This is a genomic window from Spirosoma harenae (genome assembly GCF_054776975.1).
This window is the reverse complement of record NZ_BAAHBD010000006.1, coordinates 535,418-549,054: the sequence shown is the minus strand read 5'-3', so window position 1 is coordinate 549,054 and position 13,637 is coordinate 535,418. Positions and strand designations below refer to the sequence as shown.

Sequence of the window (13,637 nt, the reverse complement as noted above, 5' to 3'; positions counted from 1 at the left end):
TTGGCCCCACCGGTGTTGGTGGCACTTCCGGCGGAGTTACCCATGAACAGGTTGTAGGAAGCCGAGGAGTTATTGGCCCCTGCCTGTTGACCTAAAAACAGATTGCCAGTACCAGTCGTGTTATTAGCTCCCGCCTGACTACCCACAAAGACGTTAGCAACGGCTGTAGTATTATTGCGGCCAGCATTATAACCCACAAATACATTACCTGTGCCACTCGTATTTTGATAACCTGCACCATTACCCAAAAAGGCATTCTGATTTGTGAATAAGATATTGCTTTGCGCCCAGCATTCCTCATTAACGGCCAACATTAGGCTAGCGACAAGCAAGATTGAGTAAGCGTATAACTGTTTTAGAATCATAGTCACAAAAATTTAATCCCGTCAATAGTTTAATAAATATACCTAGTAGCCTGAAGATTTTACTAGATATGAAACAGTTCCTAGCTAATGATCTATATACTGGGTCTAGGTAAGGCTGATGGCTGCCAAATCGCTGGTTGCTAATCAGCATTGATGCTGAACGTTTAAAAGTTGCCAAAGCCTACAAACGGTTACAGTGGTTTAACCTATTCCTGGTTAGTCTTTTGAGAGAATAACGCATATAACCGATTCCAAACACCCCTAAAACCATTGGTATAAACCGTTTGTTTACACCTACCAATGAGTAGGTATAAAACTCCCACTCAAACAACATTACACTAGATTTTAGAGAATATGATTAATGTTAAAGATTATGGCGCTTTTGGCGACGGAGGACATGACGATACTGCAGCCATTCAAGCCGCCATTAATTTTGCTAAAAGTCAAAGCTATCCGGGCGGAGGGGGCCCCTATCAGATAAGCGTTTTCTTTCCGGCTGGGTTTTATTACATTACTTCGCCTATCAATATTACTAACACCGTTGGTATTTGGTTGCAAGGCGACGGGGGTAGTTACCTTAATACAAGCATTATCGGTGTTACGTCCGGTATCATATTCGATTTCAGCGGATCATCCGTATCGGGCTGCGAAAACATTTCTTTCATTTCTAATAGTGGCAACGGCGTCGCACGCTCAACAATAGGCGTACAGTTTGCGCTAACAGCTAACGGTGGAATCAACTGCGGTATTCGGAACTGCTACTTCCAAATGCAGGACTATCCGACTGCCAATGGAGGTTTCGGCACAATTGGCATTTTGGGAATTCGATCCGACGAATTCTACGTTCATGGGTGTTTGGTTCGTACGAATACCCCTGTTGTCTTAAGTAATACCACTTCGCTGACTCAGACAGGTGTCAATTTTACTGCTACAAGTAACTATCAGACCCTTTCTGCCGGGATCGGCTCTCTAGGGCCTGTTAATATTCAGGCAACCTCTTTGCAAAATTATGAAAAGCGTCAGCCAGCCCTCGTATTAAACGGGGTAAATAGCCTTAATTTTCAAGGGTTTTTAAGTCGGATAACTGCTACAAATGGCAGCAATGAATCCGCTATTTTATGTAGTCAATACACTACCAATTTGCATATTCATGCTGGAATCGAGTCATTTTCCCGAATACTACAGCTACTCAATTGTAGCTTTGAAGGCAATGAATTAGCCATTGTCATTGCTAATGTTACAGCGCCGACAACCGATTTGATCAATGTTACAAATTGTTATGTAAAAGGGTTAAAGGCTCGTATCTCGCTGCCTATAGTCGCTGAACGGCCTAATCGATACGTGATCTATCACGCTCCGGCTAGTGATCCCAATCAACCCGTAATTGGTACCATTAGTCATTGTGATATTACCTGCTACGATATTAATACCAATCAATTCATTATCCATCCAACTCTTCTCAAAAAGGCGGAGAATATGATTTTTCATACTTTGCGCCCCTTTGAGAAGCGAAGTGGGCGTTTTCGGCAATTATCTAATAATGCAATCAATGCAGGTACAGTTGGATCACCTTCAACCGCAACTGTATTTAGTTTCACGCAGGCAGATAATACGGCTTCATCAAATGGACGAGGTGGTTTCTATCGTATTTGGCTCGATGGCGTCATCCAGGCAGGGAGTTATGGATCAGCGTATAGTGCTGTCCTTTCGTTTCAGGCTCAGGTAATTGTGAATCAAAATTATGTCGGTACCATGTCTTTGCCATCCAGTACAGTCATTGTGCTAGACAAAAGCACTACGAACCCTGCCTTTATTGAAATTATTGGCGTACTGGTAAATATTACATTTAGTAGCCGAATTGGAAATGTAACTATTACACCTAAAACGTCGGGTAGTTCAACGGGAGAAACGATCAGGTATATAGGCCATGCAGAAATGCAAAGTGACTTCCTGGTTTTTGACGCTATCCCTTTGTAGAACTACGATTCCAGAAGTTAGGCTGCATACTTAACCGACGCTTTACAGTAGTGGGCAGATGATCATATAGCCTTCCCAAGCGATACCCAACATATTTGGCAATTGTACGGACTAATTGAGCTGGTATAAGTAAAGCATGATCGTTTTGAATCAGGTATTGCCATTCCTGCGTCACATATTTAAACCCTTCAGATTCAGCTTTTGAGAACTCACTCAACACAGCGCGTTGCTCCTGATGAAATACGCCAATATCGAAATACCGCTTAAACTCTTCTGCAACTGTATAATCGTGAGAATGAAAAACTTCAGATTCAGCACAATAAGCTACAGCTTTATCCTGCAAAATAAACCGGGCGGCTACAGATACATCTTCACCCAGAATTGTATCCGACGGAAACCCGCCCACTGCTTCTAAATCAGCCTTGCGATAAGCGGCAAACGAGTTGGAACACGAACACGTTTTGATTCCCATTGCGGGAATCAAAACTTTTGTTTTTATAATGCTGGAGTCAGGATAATTGGTTAGCCGGGCAAACCGCCCAAAAATTCCCGTTTCTGGATATGGTAATTGTCGTCCATATCCCATGGCAATATCATCACGGCTAGTCAGCATGGCCATTAGGAACTCCAATGTATGAGGGGAAGCAGGCAATGCGTCCTGAGTCATAAAAACAACAATATCGGATTTGGCTAATTGCAGTCCTAAATTTCGGGTAGTACCATGATTAAACTCTTCTTTACGAATAGGTACTAATGTAACGCCTTCTTGAGTGGCTAATGCTCGGGTATTATCTGTAGACTCTGAATCAATAATTATTAATTCATACGGAATAGTCTGCTCACGAAGTTTTTCGAATAAACGTGGCAGAAAGGAAGCTGCATTATATGTAGGGATAACAATAGATAGCATCAGCCAACAACATTAATAATCGTCAAATTTATGCCAGCAGCCGCTTGGCTACGTTCAGCAACAGAAAAAGCCTATTGGTTAGTTGTTTTAAGAAACTATATCCTTGTTCACCTGTAGGTGAAGCGTTATTGCCGTGTCGTACATACTGGATAAGTGGTTCTTCATAGAAAGTAACCCGGCCCTTGGCTTCAACAAGTAAGCCAATCCACCAATCGTGCATATGAATACGCTTAGGAAAAGGTAAAGAATACGCCAGCACATTACGCCGAAAAGCCATACAGCAACCCATATAAGAATTCCGATAAAGGTTCATCCAGAAACCTGGCTTACTGCCTCTAGTTTGAAAAAAGGATGGATGCAATACCTTACCAGATTGATCAACTACTTCGCAATTGCTAAGCACTAAATCGTATTTTTCCAACAAGGAACGAATGACAGCCACTTTATTAGGAAGCCATATATCATCCTGATCCGAAAGAAAAATAAGTTGACCCGATGTATGCTGAAGAGTATTTTCAAAATTCCCTATAGGTCCATGACGATTTTTATTAATCAGTAATTTTATTCGAGGATCTGCAAAATTAGTTATGATAGCGACGGTATTATCAGTGGATCCATCATCAGATATAATAACTTCATCGCCAGAATCTAATTGAGCTAAAATTGAACTTAATTGGCGTTCAATAAATGCGCTTCCATTATAGGTAGCTATACAAACGCTAACGTAAGCCATCTGGTAAAATTTTAGCAGTTTTTAATAACTTAATTAGCTTTATATTTAGTCTTATATATATTTTTCGGACGAGTAAAAAACTAACTAATATATAGGCTGGTGTAACAAAAAAAAGTAAATCAAATGATTGCGTTACGGCAAGGTTTACATCGCCAAGCATTGCACTGGCAAGGTGACAAAAGCTGCCAATAAAAATGAAATAAAAAGCACTTGATTGTCTAAGCGAAAAATAATAGGTCCTAATCACGCTATATATATAACCAACCAGGAAACTAAAAGGAAAACCAACCCAGAAGTTAAAATAGATTCGGGCTTCGATATAAAAAGGGGCGTTAGGAGCAGCAAAAGCGGCCGAGGCAAATGAGCCAGGTAGGCGTAGATTGTCAATCATAAGAACACCTGGAGCCTCTTTATAGGGCTGCAGACGTAAAAAACCAAGGATAGGATTTGTAATAACAGTAATATAATCCCAGGCGGAGTATTTCTCGAAATAAGCAATATTAACAGGCTGGAAATAATATAAGAGCGAATCTGCGCTGTATAACAAACGCCTTATAAAAGCAAAAAAAGCAGCATCTAACCCATCATTTTCTTTCATAAGTACTATCGTAACAGTACTCATGGCGATTAATATAAATATGGGTATATAACGCTTAACTTTTTCCAGCAATTGCTGTTCTTCAGAAAACAAGGGATGATAAAACACAATGCCTGCAGAAACCGCAATTTGCAAAAGGGCAGCTTTTGATCCATCTAGCGAATAAAAGAAAGCGACAAGTAATAAAAATAATAAATCTTGTTTTCTTCTTTTTATAAGGTACATATAAACCAGCGATGTGGAAACGAAAGTCCCCGCACTCCAGTTTATTTTTCTGAATAGCCCGAATCCCTCTGTAAAGTTCTCGATTTTAGATTGAGTTGGCGCATCTGATAGAATAGCAAACCCTTTTTTATACCCAATAATAATATTTGAGATAATATAAATAACCAAAAGAAAATAGGTAGCCCAGCGTAAAAGAGATTGGCCGGTGAAATTATAAATGCGTTCTGATTCGGTTAGTTTTTTTTCTAATGAATTTGCTCGTCGATAAGCGACTAAAAATCCTGTCCATACTGCAATTTGGCAACCAAAAAAGTGGAGAATACTTTGTGTGTCAGGAATTACCTGAGTAGCCAATACACTAGAAAATGCGGTCGTAACTACCCAAATAAAAAGAGGATCAATAATTGAATAAACAAATCGGTAGTATAGTAGAGTGTAAACAATAAGAAATCCTATTGCTAAACTAATTACAAATGGTAATGTACTAAAATCTATTTCCATATCAGCTAGTTAATATAGGCTTAACTTCTTTTAGTAATTTACCCAAACAATCTCTTAAGACCTGACCTAAAGCCAAAGAGATTAAAGCGCCGAAGCATGGCTCCAGTAGTACGTCGAAGCCAAAAATAATTCATTACCCAGTAAAGCCCGAACCCTTTAAAAAGTCGTTTGTGGGCCTGTTGCATTTCAGCGTATCCCTTTTTCAGTTGATTTTCACTAATGCCATCTCCACCAAAATCACATATAATAATATCCATTGATTGGTGGGGTATACCAAGTAGGGCCAATTTCAGATTGAATTCATAATCCGACGCGATTCGCATCTGTTCGTTATACAATAGGTCGTTAAAAATGTTTCTATCGTAAAACATTCCCTGATGATGTACCTGGTGGCGCATCAGGTAAGGTGATCCAAACTTAGGTCTGAGACGTTCGCCTTGCCGCACACAGTCAACGTCACCTACAATAACTCTAGCATCGGTTTGCTTTCGTTTAAGTATCTCGGCTACTTTTTGTAGAGTGTCTTTGCTATGTAATGCATCATCGGCCCCCATAAAGTAAAGCCATTCTCCTACTGATAACTTAACAGCAGCGTTTAATCCGGCATATAAACCAAGGCCAGGCATTACCCGTATAGTCTTCTTTTTTACCGAACTGGCATTAATTATTTCTACAGTACGATCCTTACTTCCTCCGTCTACGATTACTAATTCGTAGTCCGGAAACGTTTGATTGGCAATACTGATTAACGTCTCATTTATCGTTTCTGCCCCGTTGAGTACTGTAATGATAATTGATATAAGAGGTTGGCTCATTGATTCGTTAGTATAGCCTGATTGGATCACTTGACAACTTACTTCAGGAGATAAGTCTACAGTTTATACTCGATGTCCGTATAGTAAATACCTTACCCTTTTCTGAAAATAGTATAGACCTAAGAAAGCAGACAGAAATTTATTTTTCAATTTACTATCTACATAACGCATTCTCACGCGATTCGTCTCTCTTAACGAACGCGGCAGTTCGCTGCTGGCTCCACCAGTTGCACAGTCGGCTATTATTATAGGAACGTACTTTACAGAGGCTTTCTGTACATATAGCCTTAAATGAATATCGTACTCCGATACGATGGTTAGCGTCGGGTCGTACCGATAACCGACAAATAGAGAAGCATTATAAAAAGCACTCTGATGATGGACTGTATTTTGCAAAACAGTTCTAGGGCCCAGAAATGAATGATATCTATGACCATTGTCGAACAGTATATCCCCAAATACCATTGTGTATTGTGCATTCAGGTGGGGTTTTAATTGATTTATGATATCGGGTCTTAGCGTATCATCTCCCCCTAAAAAATAAATCCATTCGCCATTTGCGCGATCAATTCCTTTATTCATGGCATCGTAAATACCATTGTCTGGCTCACTACACCAACCCGCCAGCCGATCTTCATAACGCTTAATCAGTTCTACCGATCCATCTGTGCTTCCTCCATCAATAATCCAGTATTCAACCAATTCGCTATCCTGGTTAAGCACACTTTGAATGGTTGCTTCCAAGGTTGGATGGGCATTATAAACGACCGTAATGACTGATACAAGAGGTTTTTTCATAGCAGAAGGATAGCAAATTTGCCTGTTAGCTTGTCCAGACCATTTATGGCAGTGACGTTAATAAATGGGTACAGACGAATAAATTGGCTTAAACAATAGTTTGATAAAGGCTAATTGTTTCTGCAACCGCACGTTTCCAGGAAAACTGGCTTAATCGTTGACGGCCTTTTTGAATTAGTGTTTTTCGTAAATCTGAATCCTTTAGTAGTTTGTCAACAGCATGATATATCGAGTCAGGAAGAGCTGGATCTATATAAAGCGCTGCATCACCTGCTACTTCAGGAAGCGAGCTAGTATTACTCACAATACATGGACAATCACAGGCAAAAGCCTCCAGAATCGGTATACCAAATCCTTCGTAACGTGATGGATAGATAAACGCCTGTGCACCCTGATATAATTCACGAAGCGTGTCGTCGCTGTAAATTGGCTTCCATAAAACCTGTTTAGTGATTTGCAATGTTTGCAGCAATTCCTGCTCTTCGGTAGTGAATGGACCACCTCCAGCGCAAACCAGGAAACAATCCTCTTTTTTCAATAGAGGAGCAATTGCTTCTACAAGACTCTGAAAATTTTTGTAAGCCTGACGACTACCAACGTATATTAAATAAGGCAGATCAGTTTTATTTGGCTGCTTTAGACTAGGTGCTAGAGATGATCCGTGGTAGATAACCTGAATTTTATCGGGATCAATATTCAGCAGTTCTACCAGATCACGTTTTGTTGATTCAGATACAGCAATGAGTTTAGTAGCTTGTTCGGCTAAACGTTTCTTATTCTGGATAATACGCCGATCAGCACTTAGCGTAGGATAATCCTGAATATATCGTTCATGAATCATATCATGAAACGTGACAACGAAGGGCTTCTTGCCAATATAGGGCAAAAAATAGGGATCGTAGTAGGTTGCATGAAACACGTCAAACGGCTGCCTAAGCAGTTGCATTTGATTATAGACATTGTTGAGTTTGGTCAATGCTTGTCTTTTACCACGAAATCTCCTGCCTAATAAAGAAGTTAGAGCTGAAGACGCCTGGGGGAGATAAACATTTTCAGCATACAGTAATGACAACCGGGCATGGTGAGGAGGAGTTGCATTAATACCGTTCGCTAATTCAACAATATACCGCGAAATACCCCCATAAGGTTGCTCAATAAATGTTTGATGATCAAAGAATAGATTCATTAGCAAATTTTTCCCTCATTTGCCGATAATCAGTATCCAGTAAGGAAACCTGTCTTGATCGGGCAATCATATTATATATCCGGGCGATACGCCAATCTGTCAGGGCTGTAAATAGACGTCCGTTAACAGGTTGATCTGTGAGTAGGTGAAAATTATTTTTACCTCCGTAATAACGCAGGTTAAATTGTTCTGCCAATACTTCCATCGACCGGCGACTGTATAAGGCAATGTGCTGACCTGTTTCGGGCAGCACATACCACCAGGATTTAGGGGAAATTAAACCAGCAGGCTGTAGTTCAGTCGACAACAAAATAGAGCGACTATAGGCTAGCATCTGGCGTACATCCTCTATTGGATTTTCAAGGTGCTCAAATACCTCGAAGGCAGTTAATAAGGTAAAGCTGGGTGCAGGATCAGGTTTATAAACATCAAATCCGTTTGCAAAAAGATTTTCGCAATAGGTATCAAAACGGGAAAAGTTGTAACCTCTATCGCGCATCATTCGAACAAGCATGCCATACCCCCCCCCGTAATCTACGTAACGACCTTGCCGATCAAAGAAATGGTGAGCAATTGCCTGTACTAACAAAGCCGCTACTTCGTTACGCGAAATTAGTCCGATATCCAGGTTAGCGATAGCACTTGAATAGGCTTCTGGCAGCCAATAGGGAGTTTCAGTTTGGATGAATTGGCACGATACGCACTTGTAATAGTTCACATCGTATTTACCCAAAACAGGAGCCGACATACATACTTCCGTTCGGGAACCGCATACTTTACAAGTCATTAGCCCACTTTTTTTTTAACAAAGATAGCCTAATTTTCACTTTGTCCGCCCAAATTGACAATCGTGACTGGGGTCGATAAAGTGTTTGGCATAAAAATGTAGTTGCAGCGATGTTCTCTTCGACCTTAGCGGGATGGTGAATTTCTGTAAACGGTAAAGTTGGTAAAGCCGCAAACGGAGATGATAGTTTGGTATGGGTAGCCTGTTCACCAAAGCCAATATTCGTGATCAGATTCCGGTCCGGTAAAATACCTAAACCATCATTTGCCCATATGCTATACACCCATTGGAAATCCCATGTATCGACATTTCCTTTATAGCAATTATCAAACATAGTGAGCCAGTATGTTTGAGAGATCGGATCAGGAATTCGATGCGTAATTAGGCTTTCCCGGCGAGTTGGGTAGGTAGCCATAGTTACATCATACTTCTGCCAGGCCCGACGCCAGCTAGCCCATCCCCAAATGTGACAAATTGCGGTAAAAAGGTAGGAGTCATCTGACCACCGATGATCCGAAACAAGGTTAGCTCCACTTATATGCATAACTCGCTCGTCATTTTTATAACGAGTCAGCATATCCTGGCAGTAATGAAAAAAAGCGTTATCTGGCAGACAGTCGTCTTCTAAAATAATGCCTGTTTCGACCTGTTCAAAAAACCAGCTAATGGCCGAACTAACCGCTCGTTTACAACCTAAATTTTCGTTTCGGAAGAGTGTCTTTATCGTGCATGGCCAATCAACTGCTTCAACTAACTGCTGGCATTGGTATACTGCTTCAGCTTCGCCAAGGCGATCTGGACGTGGACCATCAATAGCTATAAACAAAAATCTTGGTTGTATATGCCTGATACGCTCAAATACACACTGAGCGAGATCTGGCCTATTGAATAGTAGTAAGAGAATGGGCGTACTAAAATGCAACTTAGAATCCATAGAATAAATGCGTTGTTGAGTATATCAATACCCTTGTGCAAATAGATTTGAGCACAATAAACTGATCTCCAAACACAAATATACCCGATTCGACGCAGTAGAACGATTATCTGAATTGTGATGATCTATCTAATGGCCTAAATCTGATTTAATTACTGCCTTGTTTTAGATAAATATCCCCAAAATCAGTGTTAACAAAATTTGATTCGTTGATATACCTAAAAAAATCGTCAACAGTAAGCCAATTTTCCATTTCCCATTCCATACTTTCTCCTATTGAATAATTACATAAAATAGTAGGATTATTTTCTCTAACTAGATTAATACAGTCAAAAATTTTATGAGTTTGTTCAGGAACTGTATATTCAAAAGAAATCATTTTTACGGGCTTAGTGAGACCTTTTAAAACTTCAAGTTCATAGCCTTCAACATCAATTTTTATAAATGCAGGTAGTCCATACTGATCAATAAGGTTATCAAGTGTGGTCATTTCAACATCAATAGTGGTATCCCAACTGTATTCCTTAAAACGATCTGTTTTTACAGAATTTATCCATTCATCAGAAAAGGAGGAAATAGTATTTGTTTTGGAAATATGGAATTTCTTAATCCCCGCTTTATCACTTAAGCCTTTCGTTATAATAGTTATTTTTTTATCAAATTTATATTCTAATACTTTATAACAAGTTTCCTGCGGTTCAACGGCAATTACTTTCGCCCCAATTTGAAGTAATGGCGTTATTCTATTACCAATATTGGCGCCTACATCAAAGCATAAATCATTTTTATTTATAAATTTTTTGTAGAATAATTTACGTTTCGAAATTAACTCTTGTTCTGTTGGAGAAAACCCTTCAAGCAACTGTTTGGTCTTCCAGATGAGCCTTTCTCCTATAATATTTTTTACTATTTTCTTCAAAGCCATAATAGGTACAATTTAGATTATATTGGAAAAACACAAGTAGATGTTCAAATATATCCAAACTGTAACCATTCCGCAAGTATCTCCCGTCAATATGTAAATTGATTACATCAATAAGTTATATACTATGCTTAACTATTGGAAATGGCTAAATCGGGGCTATTTAAGCCGTAGTAGAGAGAGTGAGGTTTCGAATAGCTGGTTAGTTCTGCCTGCATTTATTCAAAAATAAATTTTCAGAACACCCAATATAATAGAAAATTCAATTCGAGATTTAAAAGGCTGAAGCCAGATTAACGGGCTCAGATATCTAAATGTATGCTGATGGTGATGCAGGTAAAATTCTCGTTTTCACAAAGAGAATTGAAAAAGCTATCTAAACTGAAGGTCTAAACTAGGAAAAGGCTCTTAAAGCCATTTTTCGTAAGAATATGGGCAAGAACAATAAAGCGTTCGTTTGAAGCCTGAAAATTTCTCTTGACTTTGAAAAGAAGCCGTTGATGACATACGATGCAAAAGTCTGAGATACTAAAGTGGCAATTGATGCACCAAGCGCACCATATAAAGGAATAAGGATCAGATTTAAAATGATATTCACTAGGGCACCCGCTATGGTTCTATACAGCACAAAACGCTGCATACTTTCCAGGATAAACCATCGGTCGGATCCTATGGCCAGAAAGACAAAAACGCCAATCCAGATATTAAGGCTAAAAACGGCACCTACACCTTGATATTGAGCGCCGTATAACAAATTTATGATCCAATCGGCGGTCAACGTACAGCCTACTGCTATAGTAATACTTAAAGCAACCAGTGTATTTAACAGATAAGTATACCGATTAAGGTATTCTTTATAATCCACTAGTCGCATATTAATTATACTGGGCATCATACCTGTCGTGATAGCAACAGGTATAAAATACCAAATATCTGTAATACGAATGGTTACGCTATAATTTCCCAGTTCAGTGGTCGTTGATAATTGTTTGATCATCAATAAGTCAACGCGTACGTAAAGAAACAAAAATAACTCTGATAGCATTAACGGCCATGACAGGCGCACTAGGTGTTTAGCCTGACTCCAGTCGAGGGTTAGTTCAGAAAATTTTAACTTGACATAGTTCGCATAAACACCAAAGGAAAGCAATGAACTAGCCACTAGCTCAACTGAAGTGATAACTACAAAAAAGAGAAGATCCGCTTTATGCCAAAGCCCAAAAGCTCTAAAGCCAGTCGCAATAAAAAAAACAATTAGTTTAGGAATAATTGAATATTGGACGATACGCTGACTTTGAAAATAAACGTCCACGATATCGAGACTTTGAATAATTAAACTAGTTGCCGATATAGTTATAAGAATGTTCATCATCAGGTCAGTGTGTATATACACGCTAACCAGAACAATTAAGATAAACGATAAAAGGCCGGCCATTAATTTTATAAAAAAACTAGTAATGGCTAAGCTTTTGATCACGGTCGAGCTAGTTTCACTAGCAAACTCATTAAATAGAATATTTGTCAGGCCTAATCCAGCAAAAGCAGTAAGTACTAATGGAAAAATCGAAACATAATTCAAAACGCCAAATTGCGAAGGGCCTAGATAACGGGCAATCCATACGCCAATTATCAAACTAGCCGCCATACGAAATATTTTATCAAAAAATATCCAGCCTATATTTTTTACAAGATCGAATATTTTACGTCGACTATAGCCTTTCAGCGTTTCGGTATTGAGCATATGAAGAACTAAATTAATTTCAAATCATGTCACAAAAAATATAGATTGACATTGATAAAAAATGTAGGTTTATCTTTAACCTTTTTTAGGATTTAAACTTTTTAACAATATTTCTGACACTTTCCAGCCCATATATTCGCAAAAGGAAGGTATATGTTTTAGACCAGGCAGCATAAAAGGGGTGAGAAAGAGCATAGTACAAATTAATTCGCCACTGACGCTCTCCCGGTAATAATAGAGGCTGGAATCCATGAGCGTATAGATCACGCGTATAGTGTTGCGGGCGAGCCGATACACCTGGACCATACCAACGAGCAGGACATAATACAACTTTATCGGAATTAGGATTTAGCCATGCTCCCCACCAACTAAACGTACTGTTGGCTATTATATGATTGGAGCAACGGCTCATTAGCAGCAGGTCGATGATATCCTCCTCCTTTTCAACAAACTCAAACTGCGATCCTACAAAGTGTTGCCGACACCAGGCTATATCATCTGAAAAAATCAGAAATAGTGTATCTGTCGGGAATTGTTGAATGGCATGCTGGTAATAAGCCAATGATTGTGTTGGAAAATCCCAATTTAATTGCAGATAATCTCCTCGACGAACATGTATGCTACAGGGACATTTAGCCAGCAATCTACCGTATTTCTGATCGATGTAGGCCAATACATCAGCGGATGGTTCAAACTGTCGTCGGATGTCGGGAGCTATCGCATCAAAAAACTTCTCGCTTGGAAAGAATCCTTGCAAGTCCCAATTACCAGCCGGCAAATCGATCGGTTGGTAAAATTGACTATCGTGTTTATATACCTGAGCATCTGGTAAATGCCCTTGAGGCAGTGGGTGGGCAAAGCAATGGCTATAGGACCAGGCAGGAAAAATGGCAGCTTGACCATTTCGATGGGCAATACCCAGCGTAGCAGCAATCTGAAATAACTGGTTGCCTAAACGCCCCCACTTCGAAACCCCTAATTGACTACAAGTAATCAAACGATTTATTTTATTAATAGGCAACTAGCATCAACATACGCTTTTAAAAGAGCTGATTACTCAGCTAGTTGTTACTTCCGATTTAACTCTGACAAAGATAGGGATAGTAAGACAATGCCTCGACCGCTACCTGATTATTAAAATAACG

Annotated in this window: 12 protein-coding genes and 1 pseudogene; 1 reads left to right on the top strand and 12 read right to left on the bottom strand. The window is 39.5% G+C overall.

The genetic code is table 11. The features are described 5' to 3' along the window. Positions 1 to 365, bottom strand: a pseudogene (locus ACYVE4_RS05940) (hypothetical protein); the annotation flags it as partial. Between the two features lie 354 nt (positions 366 to 719). Here ACYVE4_RS05940 and ACYVE4_RS05935 point away from each other — a divergent pair. Continuing rightward, positions 720 to 2,342, top strand: a complete 1,623-nt coding sequence (locus ACYVE4_RS05935; RefSeq protein WP_460996055.1) for a glycosyl hydrolase family 28-related protein — start codon at positions 720 to 722, stop codon at positions 2,340 to 2,342. On the opposite strand, the gene ACYVE4_RS05930 is transcribed toward ACYVE4_RS05935, so the two are convergent. The 11 genes from ACYVE4_RS05930 to ACYVE4_RS05880 all read right to left on the bottom strand — a co-directional run bounded on the left by ACYVE4_RS05930 (position 2,329) and on the right by ACYVE4_RS05880 (position 13,489). Further along, positions 2,329 to 3,252 (bottom strand): glycosyltransferase family 2 protein, encoded by a 924-nt coding sequence (locus tag ACYVE4_RS05930; RefSeq protein WP_460996054.1) that lies wholly within the window; start codon positions 3,250 to 3,252, stop codon positions 2,329 to 2,331. The genes ACYVE4_RS05935 and ACYVE4_RS05930 overlap by 14 nt on opposite strands. Positions 3,253 to 3,280: 28 nt before the next feature. Further along, positions 3,281 to 3,985: a glycosyltransferase family 2 protein gene (locus ACYVE4_RS05925; protein ID WP_460996053.1), complete on the bottom strand. Its 705-nt coding sequence runs from the start codon at positions 3,983 to 3,985 to the stop codon at positions 3,281 to 3,283. Next, positions 3,972 to 5,309 carry an oligosaccharide repeat unit polymerase gene (locus ACYVE4_RS05920; RefSeq protein ID WP_460996052.1) on the bottom strand — a complete coding sequence of 446 codons (1,338 nt, stop codon included), beginning with the start codon at positions 5,307 to 5,309 and terminating at the stop codon, positions 3,972 to 3,974. Before ACYVE4_RS05920 ends, ACYVE4_RS05925 begins: the two co-directional genes overlap by 14 nt. A 38-nt stretch (positions 5,310 to 5,347) precedes the next feature. Next, positions 5,348 to 6,124, bottom strand: a complete 777-nt coding sequence (locus ACYVE4_RS05915) for a glycosyltransferase (protein ID WP_460996051.1) — start codon at positions 6,122 to 6,124, stop codon at positions 5,348 to 5,350. Between the two features lie 63 nt (positions 6,125 to 6,187). Beyond that, entirely contained in the window at positions 6,188 to 6,922 is a 735-nt protein-coding gene (locus ACYVE4_RS05910; RefSeq protein WP_460996050.1) for a glycosyltransferase family 2 protein, read from the bottom strand. Between the two features lie 88 nt (positions 6,923 to 7,010). Then, positions 7,011 to 8,108 (bottom strand): glycosyltransferase family 4 protein, encoded by a 1,098-nt coding sequence (locus ACYVE4_RS05905; RefSeq protein ID WP_460996049.1) that lies wholly within the window; start codon positions 8,106 to 8,108, stop codon positions 7,011 to 7,013. Next, entirely contained in the window at positions 8,092 to 8,895 is an 804-nt protein-coding gene (locus ACYVE4_RS05900) for a class I SAM-dependent methyltransferase (protein WP_460996048.1), read from the bottom strand. Before ACYVE4_RS05900 ends, ACYVE4_RS05905 begins: the two co-directional genes overlap by 17 nt. Further along, complete coding sequence (locus ACYVE4_RS05895) at positions 8,885 to 9,721, bottom strand: nucleotide-diphospho-sugar transferase (protein ID WP_460996047.1); 837 nt, start codon at positions 9,719 to 9,721, stop codon at positions 8,885 to 8,887. Before ACYVE4_RS05895 ends, ACYVE4_RS05900 begins: the two co-directional genes overlap by 11 nt. Positions 9,722 to 9,977: 256 nt before the next feature. Next, positions 9,978 to 10,754: an FkbM family methyltransferase gene (locus ACYVE4_RS05890; protein ID WP_460996046.1), complete on the bottom strand. Its 777-nt coding sequence runs from the start codon at positions 10,752 to 10,754 to the stop codon at positions 9,978 to 9,980. Positions 10,755 to 11,145: 391 nt separating this feature from the next. Continuing rightward, positions 11,146 to 12,492, bottom strand: coding sequence for a flippase (locus ACYVE4_RS05885; RefSeq protein WP_460996045.1), 1,347 nt, complete (start codon positions 12,490 to 12,492; stop codon positions 11,146 to 11,148). Between the two features lie 85 nt (positions 12,493 to 12,577). Then, a complete protein-coding gene (locus tag ACYVE4_RS05880) occupies positions 12,578 to 13,489 on the bottom strand; it encodes an alpha-1,2-fucosyltransferase (protein ID WP_460996044.1) in 912 nt (303 codons plus the stop codon). Positions 13,490 to 13,637 lie beyond the last annotated feature (148 nt).

Excerpts from the sequence above, each read along its gene's own strand:
- ACYVE4_RS05935 (WP_460996055.1), top strand. The coding sequence starts at position 720 with ATGATTAATGTTAAAGATTATGGCGCTTTTGGCGACGGAGGACATGAC.
- ACYVE4_RS05930 (WP_460996054.1), bottom strand. The coding sequence starts at position 3,252 with ATGCTATCTATTGTTATCCCTACATATAATGCAGCTTCCTTTCTGCCA.
- ACYVE4_RS05925 (WP_460996053.1), bottom strand. The coding sequence starts at position 3,985 with ATGGCTTACGTTAGCGTTTGTATAGCTACCTATAATGGAAGCGCATTT.
- ACYVE4_RS05920 (WP_460996052.1), bottom strand. The coding sequence starts at position 5,309 with ATGGAAATAGATTTTAGTACATTACCATTTGTAATTAGTTTAGCAATA.
- ACYVE4_RS05915 (WP_460996051.1), bottom strand. The coding sequence starts at position 6,124 with ATGAGCCAACCTCTTATATCAATTATCATTACAGTACTCAACGGGGCA.
- ACYVE4_RS05910 (WP_460996050.1), bottom strand. The coding sequence starts at position 6,922 with ATGAAAAAACCTCTTGTATCAGTCATTACGGTCGTTTATAATGCCCAT.
- ACYVE4_RS05905 (WP_460996049.1), bottom strand. The coding sequence starts at position 8,108 with ATGAATCTATTCTTTGATCATCAAACATTTATTGAGCAACCTTATGGG.
- ACYVE4_RS05900 (WP_460996048.1), bottom strand. The coding sequence starts at position 8,895 with ATGACTTGTAAAGTATGCGGTTCCCGAACGGAAGTATGTATGTCGGCT.
- ACYVE4_RS05890 (WP_460996046.1), bottom strand. The coding sequence starts at position 10,754 with ATGGCTTTGAAGAAAATAGTAAAAAATATTATAGGAGAAAGGCTCATC.
- ACYVE4_RS05885 (WP_460996045.1), bottom strand. The coding sequence starts at position 12,492 with ATGCTCAATACCGAAACGCTGAAAGGCTATAGTCGACGTAAAATATTC.